A 21,525-nucleotide genomic window follows, 5' to 3' on the forward strand; every position below is an offset into this window, starting at 1 on the left:
GGATTATTGGGGCTCTGATTGGGCGGCAACATGGTCTTCCGGTATCTTAACCTGCAACTGCTGCAGACGGCGACGGTCGGCGTGCATCACCTTGAATTGATAGCCGTCGAGCACCACCTCTTCCCCCTTCTCGGGCAGGTGGCCAAAGGCGTGCATCACCAGGCCGCCCACCGTGTCCACCTCTTCGTCGCTGAACTCGCTGCCGAAGAAGTCGTTGAAGTCCTCGATCTCGGTGAGGGCGCTGACCGAGAAGACCCGCTTGCTGATGCGGCGGATCTCGTCGGGCTCGTTGTCATCGTCATCAAACTCGTCATCGATCTCGCCAACGATGAGCTCGAGGATATCCTCTATGGTCACCAGACCGGAGACACCGCCAAACTCGTCCACCACCATGGCCATGTGATAGCGCTCGGCCTGGAACTCCTTGAGCAGCCGGTCGACCCGCTTGCTCTCGGGGACGATGACCGCAGGGCGCAGGAAACGCTCGATGGAGAAGGGCTCCTCCTCCTGAGCCAGTCCCACCTTGAGCAGGTCTTTGGCGAGCAGGATCCCCTCCACGTGGTCCTTGTCTTCGTTGATCACCGGGAAGCGGGAGTGACCCGATTCGATGATGACGGGGAGGAAGGCCTCGATGGGTTGGGACTTCTCGATAGTCACCATCTGGGAGCGGGGGATCATGATGTCCCTGACCCTCAGTTCGGCGATCTCGAGCACGCCCTCTATCATGTCCTTGGTATCCTGGTCGATCAGATCGCGCTCTTCGGCGTCCTGAATCACTTCTACCAGGTCGTTACGGTCCTTGGGCTCGCCCTGGAACAGTTGGCTGAGTTTGTCGAGCCAGCTCTTCTTCGGCGAGCCGCTACTAGGGTGATCGTCGGTCATCTTGTCTCTTGATGGTTCACTTAAGGGGTGATGCGGCAGATATGAGGCTAAGCCCCAAGGGTTTCAAGGGGATTACTGCTCGTCATCGGCATAGGGGTCGGCGTAGCCCAGTTCGTGCATGATGTCGCGCTCAAGCTGCTCCATCTCTTCGGCTTCGTCGTCCTCAATATGGTCATAACCTAGCAGATGCAGGCAGCCGTGGACAACCATGTGTGCCCAGTGGGCCTCCAGGGGTTTGTCCTGTTCGATGGCCTCGCGCTCCACCACCTGGCGACAGATCACCAGATCCCCGAGCAGGGGCAGGTCGATGCCGGGCGGAGCCTCGAACGGGAAGGAGAGCACGTTGGTCGGCTTGTCCTTGCCCCGGTAGGTGAGGTTGAGATCCTGGCTCTCTGCCTCGTCTACCAGGCGCACGGTCACCTCGGCCTCCGGCTGAAAGCCCAGCACAGTGCCGTCCAGCCAGCGCTGGAAGTCGGCTTCGCTCGGCAGCCCTTGTTCATTTTCGCAGGCGAGCTGCAGATCCAGCATGACCTTCATGCCTGATTCTCCTTGTTGGCCTGACGCTCGGCGTCGGCACTGGCCTTCTGACGGGCCAGCTCGGCATCGAATGCCTCGTAGGCCTGGACGATGCGGGCGACCACCGGGTGGCGCACCACATCCTGGGACTGGAAGAAGTTAAACGAGAGTCCATCGACCCCCTGCAGCACCTCAAGGGCATGGCGTAGCCCCGATCTGGCACCCCGTGGCAGGTCGATCTGGGTGATGTCCCCGGTGATCACCGCCTTGGAGTTGAAGCCGATACGGGTCAGGAACATCTTCATCTGTTCTGTGGTGGTGTTTTGCGCCTCGTCGAGGATGATGAAGGCGTCGTTGAGGGTGCGGCCACGCATATAGGCGAGGGGGGCGACCTCGATGACGTTGCGCTCGATGAGTTTCTCCACCCGCTCGAAGCCCAGCATCTCGAACAGGGCGTCATAGAGAGGGCGCAGGTAGGGGTCCACCTTCTGGGAGAGATCCCCGGGCAGGAAGCCGAGCTTCTCGCCCGCTTCCACCGCCGGGCGGGTCAGCAGGATGCGGCGGATCTCCTGGCGCTCCAGGGCATCCACCGCGGCCGCTACCGCCAGATAGGTCTTGCCGGTGCCGGCCGGCCCTATGCCGAAGGTGATGTCGTGGCGCACTATGTTGGCGATGTACTGGGACTGGTTTTGGCTGCGGGCCTTGATCATGCCGCGCTTGGTCTTGATGTTGACCTCCTTGCCCCAGCTCATGCCCGGCTCCGGGCTCCCCTCATCCTGCTCCATGGCCTGGCTGCCGAGAATGGCCAGGTGCACCTGATCCGGCTCGATATCCGGGATCTGGTTGCCGCGCACCGGGGCCGTCTCCACGTAGAGCTGCTTGAGCAGCGCGGCGACAGCCTCTGCCTGGGCCGGCTTGCCCAGGATCTGGAAGTGGTTGTTGCGATAGCTGATCTCGACGCCCATGCGGCGCTCGAGTTGCTTGAGGTTGTCATCGAACGGGCCGCACAGGCTGGCCAGCCGGGCATTGTCGGCGGGTTCCAGGTGCAGGTTGATGGTAGAAATGTGTCGACTCAAGGGATCCTCGCAAGACGAAGCCGCCCGCCCGAAGGGCAGGCGGCTGATGGAATCAGTGGGGGGTAAAGCCGGCGACGCCCAGCTCGTCCGGCACGTTGTCCGGGCGGCGGGCCAGGATCTCGCCCGGTGCCGTGGCGACCCGCAGACCCATCGCCTCTTCCCCGTGCAGGAAGCGGCCGCGCAGGGAGTGGGGCATCACCTCGGTGATCTCCACGTCGGCGAAGTGACCGATGAGGCTGTGGGGACCCTCGAAGTTGACCACCCGGTTGTTCTCGGTGCGGCCACGCAGCTCCATGGGATTGAGCTTGGAGGGCCCCTCTACCAGGATGCGTTGGGTCGACCCCTGCATGGCGCGGCTCAGCTGCATCGCCTGGTTGTTGATGACGTGTTGCAGTCGATAGAGGCGCTCTTTCTTCACCTCCATATCCACATCATCCGGCAGGTCGGCGGCCGGGGTGCCCGGGCGCGGGCTGAAGATGAAGCTGAAGCTCATGTCGAAACCCACCTCCTCGATGAGCCTCATGGTGGCCTCGAAGTCCTCCTCGCTCTCGCCGGGGAAGCCGACGATAAAGTCGGAGCTGACGGTGATGTCCGGGCGGGCGGCTCGCAGGCGGCGGATCTTCGACTTGTACTCGAGGGCCGTGTGGGGGCGCTTCATCAGGGTCAGGATGCGGTCCGAGCCGCTTTGCACCGGCAGGTGCAGGAAGCTCACCAGCTCGGGGGTATCCTTGTACACCTCGATGATGTCGTCGGTGAACTCGATGGGGTGGCTGGTGGTGTAGCGAATGCGGTCGATGCCGTCGATGGCGGCCACCAGGCGCAGCAGCTCGGCGAAGGTGCAGATGCCGTCGTCATGGGTGGCACCACGCCAGGCGTTGACGTTCTGGCCCAGCAGGTTGACCTCGCGCACCCCCTGCTCGGCGAGTTGGGCGATCTCGTAGAGCACATCGTCCAGGGGACGGCTCACCTCTTCGCCACGGGTGTAGGGCACCACGCAGTAGGTGCAGTACTTGGAGCACCCCTCCATGATGGAGACATAGGCGGTGGGGCCTTCGGCACGGGGTTCGGGCAGCCGATCAAACTTCTCTATCTCGGGGAAGCTCACGTCCACCTGGGCGCCGCGGCCCTCCTGGACGCTCTTGATCATGGTCGGCAGGCGGTGCAGGGTCTGGGGGCCAAAGACGATGTCCACATAGGGGGCACGGCTGCGGATGGCGTCTCCCTCCTGGGAGGCGACACAGCCACCTACCCCGATTACCAGGGCGGGATTCTTCTCCTTGAGCAGCTTCCAGCGCCCCAGCTGGTGGAATACCTTCTCCTGCGCCTTCTCACGGATGGAGCAGGTATTCAGCAACAGCACATCGGCCTCTTCGGGCTCTTCGGTGAGCTGGTAACCGTTGCTGGCGTCGAGCAGGTCGGCCATCTTGGACGAGTCGTACTCGTTCATCTGGCAGCCCCAGGTCTTGATATGAAGTTTCTTGCTCATTGCTACTCTTGCGGGTGTTGATGTCGGCATGATCAAAGGACCGGGCATTTTACTCCGCAAAGGTGGCTCTGACCAGTTAATATCCAGAGGGGCAAATCCCTGCCTGGCATGCGGTTTTTGCGACTCCCCCACGCTGCCACGAGCCTCCAAAGCAGGCTACAATGGCCCCACTTTCCGCCAATGGAACCGTCCACGGAACAATCAATGATGCAATCTTGCGATATCGCCATCGTCGGCGGTGGCATGGTCGGCGCCGCGGCCGCCTGCCTGCTGGCGCGCCAGGGACTCGAGGTGAGTGTCATCGAGGCCGAGCTGCCCGCCCCCTTCGACCCGGCTCAGCCCATGGACCTGCGGGTCTCGGCCATCAGCGCCGCCTCGGTCTCTCTGCTCGAGCGAGCCGGCGCCTGGGAGGCTACCCGTGCCATGCGCGCCTGCCCCTATCGCCGCCTCGAGACCTGGGAGTGGGAGGGCTTTGCCACCCGCTTTTGTGCCGACGATCTGGGCTTGCCCCAGCTCGGCTATATCGTCGAGAACCGCCTGATCCAGCTGGGGCTGCTGGCGGCCATGGAAGCGTGGCCCAATGTGCACACCCTGACCCCGGCCCGCATCACGGCACTGGCCCAGACGCCTGAGTGTGCCACCCTGACGCTCGATGATGGCAGCCAGCTGCGGGCCCGCTGGGTGCTGGCCTGCGACGGGGCCGAGTCCCTCACCCGCCGGCTGGCCGGCATCGGGGTGTCGCGTTTCGAGTACCGTCAGCACTGCATGCTCATCAACATCGACACCGATGAGGGACAGCAGGATATGACCTGGCAGCAGTTTACCCCGAGCGGCCCGCGCGCCTTCCTGCCGCTTTGTGGAGCGCATGGCTCCCTGGTCTGGTATGACAGCCCGGCGCGCATCCGCGAGCTGATGGGGCTCACCCTGCCCGAGCTGGAACAGGCCGTTCGGGCCGCCTTCCCACACCGCCTCGGCGGTTTTCGGATCACCGGGCGCGGCAGCTTTCCTCTGGTGCGGCGCCATGCCAACCGCTATCACGCCGGTCGTGTGGTGCTGCTGGGGGACTCCGCCCATACCATCAATCCGTTGGCGGGTCAGGGGGTCAACCTCGGCTTCAAGGACGTGGCCTGCTGGTGCGACCTGCTGGCCAGGGCCGGGGAGCTGTGGCACGAGGCCTCGCTGGCCGGCCGCTATGAGCGTCGTCGCCGCCCCGACAACCAGCTGATGCAGTCGGGGATGGATCTCTTCTACGCCGCCTTTAGCAACCGGCTCGGGCCTCTGTCCGTGGTGCGCAACCTGGGGCTCAATCTGGCGGACAAGGCGGGGCCGCTCAAGGCGCTGGCCCTGCGTTATGCCCTCGGCTTGCAGTAGGGAAGCGGGATGACGCCTTGCCGATTTTTGAATGTGGATCTGGATCTGGCCTCTTGCGAGGATCTCACTCCCCTGGCCAGGGAGTTTGAGCTGGCGGGTATGTCGCGGCTGGCGTTGCACCCGGAGGGCGGCTCGTGGCTGGCCCGTTTCGAACTGGGTGAAGAGGGGGAAGGGCTCGAGGAGCCCGGTCCGGTGATCGAGAGGCTGGTGGCCCATATTGAGGCCCTGTCCACCGCCTCGGCGGCAATCTGGCGGCGCTGCGAGATGCGCCGCCTCGACATGGGCTACGAGAGCGGGGAGGGGGAGACCCTCATCCACACCCTGCCACCCCTGTTGCTGGCCAGGCTGGCCGCCCTCTCTGTGGCGCTGGGGATGACCCTCTATCCGGGCGGGCGCGACTAGGTAAAGCGCCGGCAGGATCACACTTATCGCCACGCGTCATGGGTAGTTGTCTCCCCTTTCGGGTAGCATGGCCCCCCCTGTTTTGGCAACTGACGACGGAATTGACGATGCGCAGCACCACACGCGAAATGGCGGCCCACAAGCGGGTTGCCCTGGTGGCCCACGACAACATGAAAGAGTCTCTTCAGCGCTGGGTACTACGGCGCAAGGAGGAGCTCAAGCTGCACCACCTCTATGCTACCGGTACCACGGGTACCCGGCTCGGCAAGGCGGCCTCGCTCCCCATTACCTGCCTCTTCTCCGGCCCCATGGGGGGGGATCAGCAGTTGGGTGCCCTCATCGCCGAGGGCAAAATCGATGTGCTCATCTTCTTCTGGGATCCCCTCAACGCCGTGCCCCACGATCCGGATGTGAAGGCCCTGTTGCGCCTGGCGGCGGTCTGGAACATTCCGGTTGCGACCAACGAGGCGACCGCCGATTTCCTGATGGACTGTCCCCACATGAACCGCGCTTTCACCGTCGAGATCCCCGACTATGCGGGGTATCTCAAGGAGCGCACCGAGTAAGTGCGGCGTCGTTGACGCGGCGACTCGGGCCCGATTGCAAAGAGAGAGGCCAGCCGGTGAACCGGCTGGCCTCTTCTGCGTTCAGTGGGCGGCGAACTGGTAGTGAAAGGTCGGAAGGCCCCACTTGTAGCGTACCGCCAGCAGGCGCAACACGAAGCCGATGCCGATGGCACCGAAGGCGGCCCATTCATTGGGCACCTGATGGGCCAGGGCCAGGCAGTAGAGGGCGGCCGTGACGAGGGAGACGGCGGCGTAGAGCTCCCGACGAAACACCAGGGGGATGCGTTGACAGAGGAGATCCCGCAGCACGCCGCCGAAGACGCCGGTCACCACCGCCATGATGCAGGCGATGGCGGGGCCGTGGCCCATCTCGATAGCCCGGGCCGCACCGAAGATGGAGAAGACCACCAGCCCCATGGCGTCGAGGGCGAGAAAGAGCTTGCCGAGGTAACGCATCAGGGGCGCCGAGACGACGCCAGCCATGGCAGAGGCGGCCACCAGCAGCACGTATTCCGGGTGCTCCACCCAGAGCAAAGGATAGTGACCGAGCAGCACATCACGGATGGTGCCGCCCCCGATGGCGGTGGCCGAGGCGATGATGATGACGCCAAAGAGATCCATTCGGCGGCGACCGGCGGCCAGGGCGCCGGTCATCCCCTCGGCGATGAGACCGATGATGAAGAGCAGGTGCAGCATGAGAAATCCCAGGGTATTCGAAAGCTGGGGATCCTACTCATGCAAGGAGCGTGGGGCAAATGCAAAAAATTAATGTTAGTTTTTCTAATGATGAGGGGCGCCGCGGCGCCCCTCTTGTTTACCCTGCCCGTCGTGGCAGGTGTTGTGTCCGGTATTGATCGACCCACATGGCGGTGGCGCCACAGATGGCGACCGGCATGACGAAGAGATTGACCACGGGGATAGAGGAGAAGAGGGTCACCAGGGCGCCGAAACTCAGGCACTTGCCCCGCCGCGCCTTGAGCGCCTCGCGCATGGTGACGAAATCGATCTTGTGGTTATCGAAGGGATAGTCCACGTACTGGATCGCCATCATCCAGGCGCTGAAGAGGAACCAGAGCAGGGGGGCCAGAGTTTGCCCCACCACGGGGATGAGGAACAGCAGCAGGCAGCCGATGGCCTTGGGCAGGTAGTACTTGAGCTTGAGCCATTCGCGACCGAAGGTGCGGGGGATATCCTTGACCACGTCCATCACGCCACTGTCGCTCGGGGTCTCGCCGGTCAGGGCCTGCTCCACCTTTTCGGCCAACAGGCCGTTGAAGGGGGCCGCTATCCAGTTGGCCACCGAGCTGAAGATGAAGGAGAAGAGCACCAGTATGGTGATGAGGGCCAGGGGCCAGAGCAGATAGTCGAGCCAGGAGAGCCACTCGGGGATCTGCCGGTGCAGCCAGGCAAACAGACCATCGAGCTGCAGCAGCAGGGCATAGAAGGCGGCGGCAAACAGCACCACGTTGACCAACAGGGGGATCAGCACGAAGGTGCGGATGCCCGGTTGGCGGATGAGGGAGAAGCCGCGCAGGAAGTAGTCTGCGCCGCTGACCGAATCTTTCACCAGGGGTTGCTTCATCAGGAGTCCATCTGTGGGTCGGAAGATGCCCGCATATTACAAACAAGCTGTCGATTTGGTAAAGTTGCCAGCCATTTCCCTCGACGATTGCCCCTCTCCATGCGTCTGAAATCGATCAAGCTTGCCGGCTTCAAGTCGTTTGTGGAGCCCACCCGGATCAGTCTGTCGGCGGACATGACGGCGGTCGTGGGGCCCAACGGCTGCGGCAAGTCCAACGTCATCGACGCAGTGCGCTGGGTATTGGGGGAGAGCTCGGCGCGCCATCTGCGTGGCGAGAACATGACAGACGTCATCTTCAATGGCTCCACCAACCGCTCCCCCCACTCCCGCGCCTCGGTCGAGCTGGTCTTCGACAATCCCCATCACCGGGTACCCGGCGAGTTTGGCCGCTTCAGCGAGATAGCGGTGCGCCGCGAGGTCTACCGGGATGGCAATAACCTCTACTTTATCAACGGCCAGAAGTGCCGGCGTAAGGATGTCACCGACCTCTTTCTCGGCACCGGGCTGGGCCCGCGCAGCTACGCCATCATAGAGCAGGGCACCGTCAGCCGGCTGGTGGAGTCCCGTCCGGCCGATCTCAAGCTGTTCCTCGAGGAGGCCGCCGGGGTGTCGCGCTACAAGGAGCGCCGGCGCGAGACCGAGCAGCGCATCCGTCACACCCGGGACAACCTGGAACGCCTCGGCGACATTCGGGGCGAGCTGGGGGAGCGGCTCTTGCACCTCAAGGCCCAGGCCGAGACGGCCGAGCGCTATCGTCAGCTCAAGGGGCGCAGCCGGGCGGCACGCAGCGAACTGATCGGCTCCGAGCTGTGGAGCATCGAAAACCGGCTGGTCGAGATCAAAGGGGCCCTCGCCGAACATGAGCAGGCCCTGGCGGCCCTCGATGCCCGCCGCACCCACGACGAGGCCCAAGCCCTGACTCTTGCCACCGCCCGCCAGGAGCGCCAGGCCGAGCAGGCCGAACGTCAGCAGCAGATCTTCCTCGGTGGTCAGGCCATCGCCCGTCTCGAGCAGCAGACCCTGCACCGGGCCGAGCAGGGCAGGGAGTGGCAGCGTCGGCGTGCCGCCCTGGCCGAGCGTATGCACCACCTGGGGCAGCAGTTGGCCCGGGAAGAGGCGCGGCTGGGCGAGTTGCAGCTGGAGGGGGAGAGGGCCGAGTTGCTCCTCGAGGAGGCCCAGGCCCGCCAGGAGGAGGCCCAAGGGCGTCAGCAGGCAGGTCAGGAGCGGGTCGTGCAGCTGCGCGGGTTGCGCGAGCAGTGGCAACTGCGCCTCGGGGAGCTGCAAGGGGAGCTGACTCGCCTCAACGCCGAGGTCAGCCACCGGCAAGAGCTGTTGGCCCGCATCCGTCTCGCCCGCCTCAAGCTCGAAGACGAGCGGGGCGAACCCGTCATGGGGGTCTCCCCGAGTCCTCTTCCCCCTCTCGAGGCGGCGCTCGCTGCAGCCCAGGCGAACCACGCCGGCGCCGCCGTCAGGCAGAGCCAGTGTCAGAGCGGGCTGCGGGAGGCTCAGGCCCGCTGGCAGGGTGCCCTGGGTGCCCTGCGCGAGCACAGGGCGCGCCTGCAGACCCTGGAGGCCCTGCTCGGCGAGGAGCCGCAGGAGGGGCTTGGGGATCACCTCACTCTGGACCAGGCCTGGGCCCAGGCCCTCGACAAGGTACTCGGTCACTGGCTGGGTGCCACCACGGGCGAGTCCGACCATGAGATCGTGCAGGGGCGCTTTGTGGGTCGGGCCGCCCCCCCCGCCGCCGGCTCGCTGGCCGAGCGGGTCAGGGGCGACTATCTGCCGGATTTTATCAATACCATTCGCACCGCGCCGGACAGGGCGGCTGCCCTTGCCCTGCGACCCACGCTGGCGCAGGGCGAGTCGGTGATCACCCCGCTCGGGGAGTGGTTTGGCCGTAACTGGGCCGATCTTGGACAGAGCCAGCGTTTGGGGCGCTTGTCCTTGCAGGCCGAGAGTGAGCGACTGGCCGGCGAGGCGGTGCACCTGGAGGCCGAGTCACTGCGCCTCGAAGCCCTGCACGAGCAGGCCGGGGTGATGGCGGCGAGTGCTGACGAGGCGCTGGCGCAGACGACGGCGCGGCTGCGCGAAGCCGAGCAGGGTCTGCAGCAGGCGCGGGAGCTGTGGCGACTCGAGGAGGGGCGCCAGAGCGAGCGTGGCGAGCGTCATCGGCGTATCGCCGGCGAGCTCGCTCGTCTGGATGAAGAGCTCGTGACCGAGCAGGCGCGTCAGGAGGCGGCCTGTGAGGCCAAGTTGCTGGCCGAGGAGCGCCTCGAGGAGTGGCAGAGCCGGGGAGAGGATGAGGCGCTGCAGCGGGCGCAGCGGGAGCAGCAGGGGCTCGACGAGAGTCTGGAGCAGGCCAGGCAGGCCAGGGAGCACGCCCACTCCGATGCCCAGCGTCTGCAGCAGGAGCGGGAGAGCTGCCGCCATCTGTGCGAGCTCCATCGCACCGAGCTGGTCCGGGTACGCGAAGAGCACGCCCAGTTGGCCCTGCCCGAGCGCGATGAGGCGGTGGATCTGCCCCCCCTGCTCGAGACCCAGCGCCGGCTGGAGGCGGAGCAACTGACCACCCATCAGGCGCTGGCCCACCTCGAAAGTGAGCTGACGGCCCTCGACAAACGTCGCCAGGAGGATCACAAGTCTCTGGTGGGGCTGCAAGAGAAGTTGGCACAGCTAAGGCTGGAGCGAGAGCGACTGCTCACTCGCAGGCAGGCACTGCACGAGCAGTTCGAGGAGCTGGGGGTGCGCTTTGCCGATCTCGATCAGGCCGCCCTGCTACAGGCGGATCGCGGCAAGCTGCGTCAGGAGATCCAGGCTCTGGAGGAGCAGGTGACGGCACTGGGCGCCATCAACCTGGCGGCGCTCGAGGAGTATGAAGAGGCGCGCACCCGCGCCGAATACATGGAAAACCAGTGCCAGGACCTCGAACAGGCCCTCGAAACCCTGGAGCAGGCCATCAAAAGAATCGACCGGGAGACACAAATCCGCTTCCGAGACACTTTCGATAAGGTCAACGAAGATTTAAAATCGCTGTTTCCAAAGGTATTTGGGGGTGGGAGCGCCTGGCTCGAACTCACTTCCGACGATCTGCTGGAGGCCGGGGTCACCATCATGGCGAGACCACCGGGGAAAAAGAATGCTACCATCGCCCTGTTGTCTGGAGGGGAGAAGGCGCTGACCGCGCTTGCGCTGGTTTTTGCCATCTTCAGACTCAATCCAGCACCTTTTTGTATGCTGGATGAGGTGGATGCACCGCTCGATGAAGTGAACGTGGGTCGCTTCTGTTCTCTTGTCAAAGAGATGTCGAGCACAGTACAGTTCGTTTACATCAGTCATAATAAGGTCTCCATGGAGATGGCCGAGCAGCTGGTCGGCGTGACGATGCAAGAGCCCGGGGTATCCCGCATCGTCTCGGTTGATATTGGTGAAGCCGTCGCTCTGGCTGAGCAAAACTAGAAAGAGAAGCAGCTAATGCAGGAATTGCGCTACATCTTGGTTGCCTTGGGCGGGATTGCCATCGCGGCATTGCTCATTCACGGGTTGTGGACTAACAGAAAGAATCGCAAGTCGCCCATCAAGGAGAAGCCTCTCGGCCGGGTCGAGACCCGCTCCCGCGATGACGACAGTTTCGATGATGATGGCATCGGTCAGGTGCGGGTGGTCAGCAGCCGTCGCGCCGAGCCCAAGATGCAGCCGGAGGAGCCCAAGCCGGCTCGCCGTGCCCCCCCCATCTATCGCCGCGAGGAAGAGGACGACGAAGACGAGCTGCCGCCTCTCGAGCCTCAGCCTCGTGTCGAGCCTGCCTATGCCCGTCAGCCGCGTCCGGCTGAACTGGCCTATGCCGAGCCGGCTCCGCGCATGAGCCCCCCCGCCTATGAGCCCGAGCCGGAGGAGGACGATGAGGTTCAACCAGAGCCTGCGCCGGTGCGCAAGCCCTCACCCGTGATTCGCCGCACACCGGTACAGCCTCGCAGCCGTCCCCAGCGCGAGCCCGTGATGAGCGCGCCCCTCGACGAGGAGCCGCAACCGCCGGCCTATGAGCCCGAACCCGAGCTGCGCGCCGAGCCCCGTTATGAGCCCGAGCCCGCACTGCGTGCCGAGCCCCCCTATGAGCCGGAGGCCGAACCGGTACGTGCGCCGGTCGAGAAGACCTGGCAGGACGTCTACGTGATGAACCTGATGGCTCGTCCCGGCCGCGAGCTGGAAGGGGGCACCCTGCTCTCCTCCCTGCTGGCGACCGGCTTCAAGTTCGGCGAGATGGAGATCTTCCACCGCCACGAGGATGCCGACGGTCACGGCGAGGTGCTCTTCTCCATCATCAACATGGTCAAGCCGGGTACCTTCAACCCCTACCGGATGGAGCAGTTCACCACTCCGGGGGTGTCGCTGTTTATGCAACTGCCCCTGCGCAGCAACGCCGCTCTGGCGTTTGAAGAGATGCTGCGCACCGCCGATCAGCTGGCCAGCGATCTCGACGCCATGCTGACCGACATGGAGCGCAGCCCCCTCAGCGACGAGACCATCGATCGTTGCCGCCGTGAGCTGGCCGCCTACGAGGCAAGCCGCGACTGAGGCAAGCGTTGAACCCATGACCCTTCCCGATGCGGTACTTTGGTGCCGCATCGTCATTTCTGGACCCCGGAAAGAAGACGATGAGCGATTATCAGACCCGTCACCGCCAACTAAGCCAGCAGCTGACCGAGTATGGCCATCAGTACTATGTGCTGGACACCCCGACCGTCACCGACGCCGAGTATGACCGCCTGATGCGCGAGCTGCTGGCCCTCGAGGCCGAGCATCCCGAGCTGCGCACTCCCGATTCCCCCAGCCAGCGTGTCGGTGCGGCCCCCCTGTCGGCCTTTGCCCAGGTGACCCACGAGATCCCCATGCTGAGTCTCGACAACGTCTTCAGTGACGAGGAGCTGCTGGCCTTCGAACAACGGATGCAGGACAGGCTCAAGCGCTCCCACACCTTCACCTTCTGCTGCGAGCCCAAGCTCGATGGTCTGGCGGTGAGCCTGCTCTATGTGGATGGCCTGCTGCTGCGCGCCGCCACCCGGGGCGATGGCAGCACGGGGGAGGAGATCACCGAGAACGTGCGCACCATCCGCACCATTCCCCTGCGCCTCAGCGGCGCTGGCTGGCCGGCACGCCTCGAGGTGCGCGGCGAGGTGTTTATGCCCAGGGCCGGGTTTGAGGCGATGAACGCCAGGGCCCTGGCCGCCGGCGAGAAGGTGTTCGTCAACCCGCGCAACGCCGCCGCCGGCAGCCTGCGCCAGCTCGATTCCCGCATCACCGCCTCCCGTCCCCTCGACTTCTACGCCTATGGGGTGGGTGTCGGTGGCGACGAGCTGGGAGGCTCTCACTTTGGTCGCTTGCAACAGCTACAGGCATGGGGGCTGCCCCTTAGCCCCGAGGTGAAACTGAAAGAGGGCGCCGCCGGCTGCCAGGCGTTCCACGACGACATCCTGGCCCGTCGGGACCGGCTTCCCTATGAGATCGACGGGGTGGTCTACAAGGTGGACGACATCGCCCTGCAGCAGGAGCTGGGTTTTGTGGCGCGCGCGCCCCGTTGGGCCACCGCCCACAAGTTCCCCGCCCAGGAGGAGATGACCGAGCTTGAGAACGTGGAGTTCCAGGTCGGCCGCACCGGCGCCATCACCCCGGTCGCCAAGCTCAAGCCCGTCTTCGTCGGCGGCGTTACCGTCTCCAACGCCACCTTGCACAACGGCGACGAGATAGCGCGCCTCGGCGTCATGGTCGGCGACACCGTGATCGTGCGCCGCGCCGGCGACGTGATCCCGCAGGTGGTCTCTGTGGTCGAGGCCAAGCGTCCGGCGGATGCCCGCGCCATCCTGTTCCCGGATGCCTGCCCTGTGTGTGGCTCGGCCATCGAGCGTATCGAGGGGGAGGCGGTGGCTCGCTGCTCCGGCGGTCTCTTCTGCGGCGCCCAGCGGGCGGCGGCCCTCAAGCACTTCGCGGCGCGCCGCGCCATGGACATAGAGGGACTGGGCGACAAGATCGTCGATCAGCTGGTTGAGCGGGAGCTGGTGAAGACCCCGGCCGACCTGTTTGGGCTTAACGCCATCGTGCTGGCCCGCCTGGAGCGAATGGGGCCCAAGTCGGCCCAGAATCTGGTGGCCGCCATCGACAAGGCGCGCAGCACCACCCTGCCGCGCTTCCTGTTTGCCCTGGGGATCCGTGAGGTGGGGGAGGCCACGGCCCTCAATCTGGCCAACCACTTCCTCACCCTGGAGGCCCTGCGTGCCGCCTCGGTCGAGCAACTGCTCGAGGTGGCCGACGTGGGTGAGGTGGTGGCCAAACACGTCTGGTTCTTCCTGCGACAACCTCACAACATCGAGGTACTCGAGGCCCTGCTGGCTGCGGGCATTCACTGGCCGGCCATCGAGAAGAAGGAGGCCAGCGAGCAACCCTTCGCCGGCAAGACCTTCGTGCTGACCGGCACCCTCACCACCCTGTCGCGCAATGACGCCAAGGCGGCCCTGCAGGCACTCGGCGCCAAGGTGGCAGGCTCGGTCTCGGCCAAGACCGACGTGCTGGTGGCGGGGGAGGCGGCGGGCTCCAAGCTTGCCAAGGCCCAGGAGCTTGGCATCACCATCTGGACCGAGGCCGAGTTGCAGCAGGCTCTGGCAGAGCAGGCATGATGCGAGAGGGCCCCTTGACGGGGCCCTCTGTTATTCCAGCCACTCCACCTTGTTAGCCCAGCGCTCCGGTGGTGTCAGCTTCCAGCGCGCCAATTCACTGCGGCTGAAAACATACTTGCCCCGCTGTGCGGCCCGGGGGGAGATGCTCTCTGGCCGGGCACCGTCCATGATGGCATTGAGCAGACCGGCTGCCATCATGCCCTGCTCTCGCCCGTCCAGTACCAGTCCCCCGGCCGCCTTGCCCTGGCCAACGGTAAACTCCCAGAAGCAGAACAGGGGGAGGGGGGCGTGGTGATTGCTCCAGTCCAGTACCTCGTTCTCACTGACGTGTCTCCCCTGCACGTCAGTCAGGGTGTGATAGAGGCCGATAAAGATGGCCTGATACCCCTGCTCTTTGGATTCCTGCAGCCGCTTCTGCCAGAGCGGGTAGTTGCCGATCAACTCTATGGTGACCTGGGTTTGCCCTATGTTCAGGTTGGTCTGGGTTCGAAACTCGTCATCCACCGAGGCCAGTGACACGTCACTGGAGTCGAATAAGACAAGCACCTTGTCGAGCCCCCCCATCATGCGCGACATCTCCTGAATATTGCGCTTGAGCAGGGGGCGCTCCAGCACGCCCGTGACGTTTTTTCGTCCCAGCAGCTCCTTGTGGCGCGGGTTCTCGTTCATGCCGAGAAAGACCACGGGAGTACCCGCATCGGCGATGGGGTGGGCCAGATAGTTGATGGCGTTATCATCCGAAAGCAAGACCCAGTCTGGCCTGACCTTGTGATAGAAGGCCAGGGCATCGGCCGCCTGCTGATCGAAGCGCTCGCGGGGAAGGCGCTTGGTGTCGAGATAGAAGCGGCTTATCTCGTGGTGACCCTTGAGCTGGCTCAGCACTCCCTGGTTGTAACTTATGTCCCAGGCATAGTCGGGGTGGTAGCTGCTGATGATAAGCAGCTTGCCGGCTTGCACACTCTGAACCGTGATGAGCAACAGCAGAAGTAGCATGGGTTTCATGAGGTGATCTCCCTAAGCGTCTGTTGAGCATAAACGCCCTTGTCGCCCTTTACCGACGGGCGAGTTTTTTTTCATTTCCTCTTGCAATCCATGCAGCCCAAGCGGGCTCTGCCCTGCTGTTGCGTGGGGTTCTTATGGCGCTGGTTGCGCCCTGGCCAGGGTTTCAAAAACCTGTTCTGGATCAATATTCCCGGCGATCGTTTCGGGCCTAATACACCCAACATATAGTTGCGCTATTTTGTTTTTCACCTATATGTTGTGTTTATAAGTTGTGCATAAGCTGTTCTCGTCTGCACTGTGTCCGGGTTTTCTCTAGCCGGGATACGGTCTGCTGCGTCCAGGGCCGGGCGCTGACGTGAACCATTCAAGGGCGACACCGGCTGGCAGGCCGGTTTTTTACGGGGAGTGAATCATGAAACCGGTTGTGATCAAGCGCGATGGCTGCCGAGCACCATTTGATGCCAATCTGATTGTCGAGGCGGTCGCCCGGGCTGCCGAGGCCGTCGCTCATCCCCAGCGTGAGTTGGCCGAAGAGATTGCTGCCCAGGTCTGCCTGGAGCTTGAAGGGCGCGGTGAGGTGGACATTCACGAGATCCAGACTCTGGTGGAAAACCGCCTGATGGCCTCGGATCACAAGGAGATCGCCCGCGTCTACATCGAATACCGTCACGACCGGGATCGCGAGCGCGAGACCCGTGGCCGCCTGGCCCGCGAGATCCGCGGCCTGGTGGAGCAGACCAATGCCGCCCTGCTCAACGAGAACGCCAACAAGGATTCCAAGGTGATCCCGACCCAGCGCGACCTGCTGGCAGGGATCGTGGCCAAGCACTATGCCACCACCTACATGCTGCCGCGTGATGTGGTACAGGCCCACGAGAGCGGGGCGCTGCACTTCCACGATCTCGATTACTCCCCCTTCTTTCCCATGTTCAACTGCATGTTGATCGATCTGAAGGGAATGTTGACCCACGGCTTCAAGATGGGCAACGCCGAGATCGACACCCCCAAATCCATCAGTACCGCCACCGCGGTCACTGCCCAGATCATCGCCCAGGTGGCGAGTCACATCTATGGCGGCACCACCATCAACCGTATCGATGAGGTGCTGGCCCCCTACGTGACCATCAGCTGGGAGAAGCACCGCGAGGTGGCACAGGAGTGGGGCATTGCGGACGCCGAAGGCTATGCCATGGCCCGTACCGAGAAGGAGTGCTATGACGCCTTCCAGTCCCTCGAGTACGAGGTGAACACCCTGCACACCGCCAACGGCCAGACCCCGTTTGTCACCTTCGGCTTTGGCCTTGGCGAGAGCTGGGAGTCGCGGATGATCCAGCGCGCCATCTTGCAAAACCGCATCGCCGGCCTTGGCAAGAACAAAAAGACCGCGGTCTTCCCGAAACTGGTGTTTGCCATCAGGGATGGTCTCAACCATCGGCCGGGCGATCCCAACTACGACATCAAGCAGCTGGCCCTGGAGTGCGCCTCCAAGCGCATGTACCCGGACATCCTCAACTACGACCAGGTGGTCAAGGTGACCGGCTCCTTCAAGACCCCCATGGGATGTCGCTCCTTCCTCGGTGCCTACGAGGAGAATGGCGAGCTCATTCACGAGGGGCGCAACAACCTGGGGGTAGTGAGCCTCAACCTGCCGCGCATCGCCCTGCAGGCTCGCGACGAGGCAGACTTCTTTGATCGTCTCGATGCCGCCCTGCGGGTTGCCAAAAAGGCACTGATGTACCGCATCGAGCGCCTCGACGGGGTCAAGGCCCGGGTCGCCCCCATCCTCTATATGGAAGGGGCCTGCGGTGTGCGCCTCAAGGCCGATGACAACATCAGCGAGATCTTCAAAAACGGTCGTGCCTCCATTTCGCTGGGCTATATCGGCCTTCACGAGACCATCAACGCCCTGTTTGGCAACCAGGTTCACGTCTTTGACGACGAGACCCTGCGCCAGAAGGCGGTGGCCATCGTGCAGCGCCTGCGCGATGCGGTCGATGGATGGAAGCGTGAGACCGGCTATGGCTTTAGCCTCTACTCCACCCCGAGCGAGAACCTCTGCACCCGTTTCTGCCGCGTCGATGCCAAGGAGTTCGGTGTGGTGCCGGGGGTGACCGACAAGGGTTACTACACCAACAGCTTCCACCTCGATGTGGAGAAGCAGGTCAACCCCTACGACAAGATCGACTTCGAGGCCCCCTATCCGCCCATCGCCAGCGGTGGCTTCATCTGTTACGGGGAGTATCCCAACATCCAGCACAATCTGGAGGCGCTGGAGAACGTATGGGACTACAGCTACGACAAGGTGCCCTACTATGGCACCAACACCCCCATCGACGAGTGCTACGACTGTGGTTTCACCGGCGAGTTCGAGTGCACCTCCAAGGGCTTCACCTGTCCGCGCTGCGGTAACCACGATCCCGCCAAGGTGTCGGTGACCCGCCGGGTGTGTGGCTACCTCGGTAGCCCGGATGCCCGTCCCTTCAATGCGGGCAAGCAGGAAGAGGTCAAGCGCCGCGTCAAACATATGTGATGTATTGGTTGCATTATCCATTTGGTTAATGCAACCATGCTTAAAAACATAAAGTGGGGTAAAAATGGATCTTTCTCTTCTTGTCTTATCTTATGAAACAGAACAGGGTCAAAATAAGATAAAAACAATAAATAGAGATGCAGAGGTTTTGTTTTCTCTTCCTGATGTTGTTCGTATATTAATTGCTGAAAATAGATTGCATTCGACAGGGAATGTAAATGTTGGGTTTGATGGTTTTTATCGTGCACAAATTGAAGCTCTCGAACCAGATGAACAGCAAATAATCCAAGGTGAACCGACTCTCGATAATCCAGGTCATGAATTGTATGTGACTCAACCAGGACTTCTTCGCTTGTTGTCGAGAGACAAGAGTCCTGCATGTAAGAGATTTCAACGCTGGGTTTTCCATGAAGTAATACCCTCCATTATAAAATTTGGCAACTATCCTCCACCTTCCCAGGCGGAGTCTGACCTGATGAGACTTGCAAAGCTAATGGTTAGTGAAATAGCAGCCAGAGAAAAGTTGGAAAGGGAAACCAAGGCTCAACTGGCCGAACATTCTGCCAGAATATCTCATCTATCCAATGAGGTCACTTTGATCAAAGAGAGCTCTAGTGATTTTGCACGGTTTGCTCATATTGACGAGTATTGTGATGGGATGGATGATGCGACTAAATACTATATATTCTGCATGTGCGATAAAGTATGTTTAGAAGGTCAGATAGAAACAAAGAAAATATCAATGGATGGGGTTGGATTTAATAAGCTTTTCCCTAGAGATGTTATTCTTTCTGTATTGAATAGAGATTAAATGTTTTATCACCAGTATTATCCAGTTGATGTGATCAATGGCCCGGGCACCCGGGCCACCCTGTTTGTATCGGGCTGCGAGCACCAGTGTCGTGGCTGTTACAACCAGTCCACCTGGCGCCTCGACAGCGGCCACCCGTTCGATCGGGCCATGAGCGATCGGGTGATCGCCGATTTAAGCGATACCCGCATCAAGCGGCGCGGTCTTTCGCTCTCCGGTGGCGACCCGCTTCACCCGGCCAACCTGGCCGACGTGCTGGCCCTGGTGAAACGGGTGCGCGCCGAGTGCCCGGACAAGGACATCTGGTGTTGGACCGGTTATCGCCTCGACGAGCTCACGGCGGCCCAGCAGGAGGTGGTGAGCCTCATCGACACCCTGGTCGATGGCCGCTTCGAGCAAGCGTTGGCCGATCCGGGCCTGGTGTGGCGTGGTAGTAGCAACCAGATCATTCATCGCTTTCGGCTCGGGGACGAAAGCGACGGCGAGCAATAAAAAAACCGGGCGTTCGCCCGGTTTTTTGTTTCGCTCATCCCTTACTTGGCGGGGATCTGCTCCAGCACACGGCTCAGCAACTGCCAGAAGCGCTCCACTGCGACGATATGTACACGCTCGTCCGGGGAGTGGGCGCCGCGGATGGTCGGGCCGAAGGAGACCATGTCCCACTCGGGGTAGGCGCTCTTGAACAGACCGCACTCGAGACCGGCGTGGATCACCATGATGTTGGGGCGGCTGCCAAACAGCTCCTGATAGGCGCCGCGGACCAGCTCCATGACCGGAGAGTTGACGTTCGGGGCCCAGCCCGGATAGGCACCGGTGAACTCGCAGCTGGCGCCGGCCAGGGCGAACAGGGAGCGGGTCATCTGCTCGATCTGGTCGCGACCCGAGTCGATGAGGGAGCGGATCAGGCACTGGATGTAAACCTCACCGTCCAGGGTCTTGATGACGCCCAGGTTGGTGGAGGTCTCGACCACACCGGCCATGCTGTCGCTCATGCGCATCACGCCGTTGGGACAGGCCATCAGGGCGTCCAGCAGGCGATCGCGCAGGGCGGTGCTCATCACTTTGGCAGGCGCCGTGGTCTGGGTCAGCAGCAGGGTGAGGTTGGGCTCGGTGGCCGCCAGCTCGCTTTGGTAGATGCCGGTGAAGCGATCGACCAGAGCCTTGAAGGCGTTGACGCTTGCGCCCGGCACAATCAGGGTGGCGCGGGCCTCACGGGGGATGGCGTTGCGCAGGGTGCCGCCGTGGATCTCGGCGAGCTCCACATTCAGATCCTGAGCGGCCTTGAGCAGGCGCACCAGCAGCTTGTTGGCATTGCCGCGGCCGCGATGGATGTCACCACCCGAGTGGCCGCCGACCAGACCCTTCACCTGCAGCTCGAATGCCTCGCCCGCGGGGGCTGCGATCAGCTCGAGGGGGAAGCGAATGTTGGCGTCGACGCCACCGGCGCAGCCCATATAGACCTCACCGTCCTCTTCGGAATCGGTGTTGATGAGGATCTCCCCCTCCAGCCAGCCGGCCTCGAGGCCGAAGGCGCCGGTCATGCCGGTCTCTTCATCGGAAGTGAGCAGCACCTCCAGCGGGCCGTGCTTGAGGCTCTTGTCGGCCAGCACCGCCAGGCAGGCGGCCATACCGATGCCATTGTCGGCACCCAGGGTGGTGCCGCGGGCGGTGACCCACTCACCATCCACATAGGCATCGATAGGGTCTTTGGTGAAGTCGTGCGGTGTGTCGGCATTGGCCTGGGGCACCATATCCAGGTGTGCCTGCAGCACCACCGGCTTGCGGTTCTCCATACCCGGGGTGGCGGGCTTCTTGATGAAGAGGTTACCGACCTTGTCCTGCTTCACCGCCAGCCCTTCGGCATTGGCCCACTCGGTGATCCAGCTGGCGAGGGCCTGCTCGTGCTTGGAGGGGTGGGGGATGGAGCAGATTTTCTCGAAGAAATGCCACACCAGGGTGGGGGAGAGGGAACTCAGTTGTGCCACGTCATGACTCCTTACACGGCAGGAAAGAGGGGTGGCAAGGATAATACAGTCAACGGCGCAAAAAGGTGAGCCAACTGTTCAAATGGAAAGTAAAGGAGTGTAAAGCCGGGGAGTCCGGGGTGATAAATCCCTTTTTTGTGATGTTCCTCACAAAAGTGTTGTGCAAAAAAGAGACCCGGTGTAGAGTACAAACCGTGATGAAGATCACGCTTCATGGACCGGACAATACGCCTCCAGGGAACAGAAGCAAAGCAAGTGCGCCTCCACGGAACCGAGTATCAGCTTATGGAAAAGCCCGCATCTAAGGTACGTTACTTGTTACGCATTAAGGAGTCTTGATATGGTCGGCAGCAACGCCTCTTACTGGTTTGCCAGCGCTCTCTACACCCAGAGCTTCCAGTATCCCAATCCCTTCCGCCGTTAATCCGGTGGAAAGCAAGACAGCAGGCCAGATGCCTGCTGTTTTTGTTTCTGCATTTCATACTGTGCGCCGGGACACAGAGTATGGTGAAAGTCGCTGGAAAAACGATTGTCACCTCACTATAATCCGCCGCAACTTTTATCCCCTGTCGTTGGATCATAGTGCCTGCCTGCTCGCCAGTGCCGGCCCTTTGTCGCATCTGCAGGAATCCATTTTTGCGCGTCAGCGCT

Annotated in this window: 17 protein-coding genes; 9 read left to right on the top strand and 8 right to left on the bottom strand. The window is 62.6% G+C overall.

Annotation, left to right across the window (positions count from 1 at the left end; all coding sequences use genetic code 11):
- Nucleotides 1-3 precede the first annotated feature (3 nt).
- The 4 genes from corC to miaB all read right to left on the bottom strand — a co-directional run bounded on the left by corC (nt 4) and on the right by miaB (nt 3,960).
- A complete protein-coding gene (gene corC, locus BN1133_RS11395; protein WP_050666650.1) occupies nt 4-882 on the bottom strand; it encodes a CNNM family magnesium/cobalt transport protein CorC in 879 nt (292 codons plus the stop codon).
- 72 nt (nt 883-954) lie between these two features.
- Entirely contained in the window at nt 955-1,419 is a 465-nt protein-coding gene (ybeY, locus tag BN1133_RS11400; protein ID WP_050666651.1) for an rRNA maturation RNase YbeY, read from the bottom strand.
- Nucleotides 1,416-2,474: a PhoH family protein gene (locus BN1133_RS11405; protein ID WP_050666652.1), complete on the bottom strand. Its 1,059-nt coding sequence runs from the start codon at nt 2,472-2,474 to the stop codon at nt 1,416-1,418. The genes ybeY and BN1133_RS11405 overlap by 4 nt, the downstream gene beginning before the upstream one ends.
- A 52-nt stretch (nt 2,475-2,526) precedes the next feature.
- Nucleotides 2,527-3,960: a tRNA (N6-isopentenyl adenosine(37)-C2)-methylthiotransferase MiaB gene (gene miaB / locus BN1133_RS11410; RefSeq protein ID WP_050666653.1), complete on the bottom strand. Its 1,434-nt coding sequence runs from the start codon at nt 3,958-3,960 to the stop codon at nt 2,527-2,529.
- A gap of 207 nt (nt 3,961-4,167) precedes the next feature.
- Between miaB and BN1133_RS11415 the strand changes: the two genes are divergently transcribed.
- The 3 genes from BN1133_RS11415 to BN1133_RS11425 all read left to right on the top strand — a co-directional run bounded on the left by BN1133_RS11415 (nt 4,168) and on the right by BN1133_RS11425 (nt 6,299).
- Complete coding sequence (locus BN1133_RS11415; protein ID WP_050666742.1) at nt 4,168-5,331, top strand: FAD-dependent oxidoreductase; 1,164 nt, start codon at nt 4,168-4,170, stop codon at nt 5,329-5,331.
- 9 nt (nt 5,332-5,340) lie between these two features.
- Nucleotides 5,341-5,733, top strand: coding sequence for a hypothetical protein (locus BN1133_RS11420; protein WP_153006752.1), 393 nt, complete (start codon nt 5,341-5,343; stop codon nt 5,731-5,733).
- Between the two features lie 107 nt (nt 5,734-5,840).
- Complete coding sequence (locus tag BN1133_RS11425) at nt 5,841-6,299, top strand: methylglyoxal synthase (protein ID WP_050666655.1); 459 nt, start codon at nt 5,841-5,843, stop codon at nt 6,297-6,299.
- Between the two features lie 81 nt (nt 6,300-6,380).
- On the opposite strand, the gene BN1133_RS11430 is transcribed toward BN1133_RS11425, so the two are convergent.
- Nucleotides 6,381-6,995: a trimeric intracellular cation channel family protein gene (locus BN1133_RS11430; RefSeq protein ID WP_050666656.1), complete on the bottom strand. Its 615-nt coding sequence runs from the start codon at nt 6,993-6,995 to the stop codon at nt 6,381-6,383.
- Between the two features lie 118 nt (nt 6,996-7,113).
- Complete coding sequence (gene cysZ / locus BN1133_RS11435) at nt 7,114-7,881, bottom strand: sulfate transporter CysZ (RefSeq protein ID WP_050666657.1); 768 nt, start codon at nt 7,879-7,881, stop codon at nt 7,114-7,116.
- Between the two features lie 99 nt (nt 7,882-7,980).
- Between cysZ and BN1133_RS11440 the strand changes: the two genes are divergently transcribed.
- From BN1133_RS11440 to ligA, 3 genes are all read left to right on the top strand, one after another.
- Entirely contained in the window at nt 7,981-11,337 is a 3,357-nt protein-coding gene (locus BN1133_RS11440; RefSeq protein WP_050666658.1) for an AAA family ATPase, read from the top strand.
- 15 nt (nt 11,338-11,352) lie between these two features.
- Entirely contained in the window at nt 11,353-12,453 is a 1,101-nt protein-coding gene (zipA, locus tag BN1133_RS11445) for a cell division protein ZipA (RefSeq protein WP_050666659.1), read from the top strand.
- Between the two features lie 80 nt (nt 12,454-12,533).
- Nucleotides 12,534-14,546, top strand: coding sequence for an NAD-dependent DNA ligase LigA (ligA, locus tag BN1133_RS11450; protein ID WP_050666660.1), 2,013 nt, complete (start codon nt 12,534-12,536; stop codon nt 14,544-14,546).
- A gap of 30 nt (nt 14,547-14,576) precedes the next feature.
- Here the strand turns inward: ligA and BN1133_RS11455 are convergent, their stop codons facing one another.
- Nucleotides 14,577-15,548: an ABC transporter substrate-binding protein gene (locus tag BN1133_RS11455; protein WP_050666661.1), complete on the bottom strand. Its 972-nt coding sequence runs from the start codon at nt 15,546-15,548 to the stop codon at nt 14,577-14,579.
- A 412-nt stretch (nt 15,549-15,960) separates the two neighbouring features.
- Between BN1133_RS11455 and nrdD the strand changes: the two genes are divergently transcribed.
- From nrdD to nrdG, 3 genes are all read left to right on the top strand, one after another.
- Nucleotides 15,961-18,078 carry an anaerobic ribonucleoside-triphosphate reductase gene (nrdD, locus tag BN1133_RS11460; protein ID WP_050666662.1) on the top strand — a complete coding sequence of 706 codons (2,118 nt, stop codon included), beginning with the start codon at nt 15,961-15,963 and terminating at the stop codon, nt 18,076-18,078.
- A gap of 64 nt (nt 18,079-18,142) precedes the next feature.
- Complete coding sequence (locus BN1133_RS19730) at nt 18,143-18,889, top strand: BRO-N domain-containing protein (protein ID WP_082177990.1); 747 nt, start codon at nt 18,143-18,145, stop codon at nt 18,887-18,889.
- On the top strand, nt 18,890-19,381 hold the full coding sequence (gene nrdG / locus BN1133_RS11470) for an anaerobic ribonucleoside-triphosphate reductase-activating protein (protein WP_050666664.1): 492 nt from the start codon (nt 18,890-18,892) through the stop codon (nt 19,379-19,381).
- Between the two features lie 41 nt (nt 19,382-19,422).
- On the opposite strand, the gene BN1133_RS11475 is transcribed toward nrdG, so the two are convergent.
- A complete protein-coding gene (locus tag BN1133_RS11475; protein WP_050666665.1) occupies nt 19,423-20,874 on the bottom strand; it encodes an aminoacyl-histidine dipeptidase in 1,452 nt (483 codons plus the stop codon).
- Nucleotides 20,875-21,525: the final 651 nt, after the last annotated feature.

This window comes from Aeromonas schubertii (assembly GCF_000820105.1).
Classification (GTDB): Bacteria; Pseudomonadota; Gammaproteobacteria; order Enterobacterales; family Aeromonadaceae; genus Aeromonas; species Aeromonas schubertii.